The sequence below is a fragment of the Streptomyces sp. NPDC054796 genome (assembly GCF_053611545.1).
The window spans coordinates 1-1,156 of the sequence record NZ_JBSHAO010000178.1 but is presented as its reverse complement, the minus strand read 5'-3'; the positions used below and the strand labels follow the sequence as shown (position 1 = coordinate 1,156).

The window sequence follows — 1,156 nt, the reverse complement described above, 5'->3', positions numbered from 1 at the left end:
CCTTGGGCAGATGACCGTGAATGTGGTCGATGTGCTCTTCGGCAGCGTGATGCAGGACGCGCAGCAGGTTCCACCGCAGTCCGTTCTGGCCGTCGTTCGCCTCCAGCCGGTTGATCAATGTCTGTGCTCCGAACGAAATGATCTCCAGGGTGCGGACCCACAACGTCCGACCGGTGCCGAGGGTTTGGCGGTCCGCCATGAAGCGGCCCACGCCGAGCCAGCCCTTGGCTACGGCTTCACGGACCGCGGACCATACAGAGGCAATCCGGCGCCACACCGGGTGCTGTGTCAGGGCCCCGAGCCTTTCCGAGACGGCACCGTAGATTCCGCCGATGGACTCGGCGCTGTTCGACAGCATCGCGCGCATACGGTTCTGGTCGTCACTGCCCGTACTGTCGCCTGCGTCCTGGGGACGGGTGGCGAGCCGCTCGGTGAACCAGCTCCAGGCGCGGCCCAGCCGGTCGGCTCGGTCGGTGCGCTGGGCGGCGGGCAGCAGTCCGGTCAACCGGTCCGCGCGGGTCGCGGCGGCCCGGTGAAGGCGCCACACTGCCCGCCAGCCACGCGAGTCACGCTGTCCCGACCGCTCCAGGCGACGTGCCAGGTGCCTCGCCTCATGGGATATGGCTCGCGCCGTGCGGGCTTCGACCGTCCGGGTGATGCCGTGCGCGCGGATGTCGCGCAGCGTCTTCTCGGCGTAGGTCAGCAACGCCTCCCGGACGGCCCCACGGAATTGCTGTCCTGCCTGGCCGATCGAGCGGATCATTGTCCATTCGGGGGTGCCCCAGTAGGAGCCTGCCTCGGCCTCAGCGTTGCCCATCGCCGCTTCGAGGGCGGCGGCGTCGCCGGCTTCGACCACCGGATCCTCGGCCGTCGGCAGGATCGGGTCCGCGTCGATGCTGGTGAGGATCTCGGACAGCGCTTGACGCATGGCAGCGTACCGTTCCCGCAGCCGCTGTTCGTCCTCAGCGCTGAACAGCGGACGCGGAGCGGGGGCTTGCGTTTCGGCTGGGGGATCCGCGACGCGCAGCAGGGCGACGACGTCCTCGAAACGGCGGTCGAAGTCGTCTTGCCCGGGACCATCAGGGTCTCCCGTGACCGCTTCGGCCGCAGCCGTGCCTTCCTTCTCGATCAGGGCCTCGTACTCCTGATCCACTTC

At 68.8% G+C, this 1,156-nt stretch carries 1 protein-coding gene; it reads right to left on the bottom strand.

All coding sequences use genetic code 11. The features are described from left to right. The coding region (locus tag ACWGJ2_RS40505; RefSeq protein ID WP_453351429.1) for a hypothetical protein at positions 1 to 1,156 on the bottom strand (1,156 nt) is incomplete at both ends.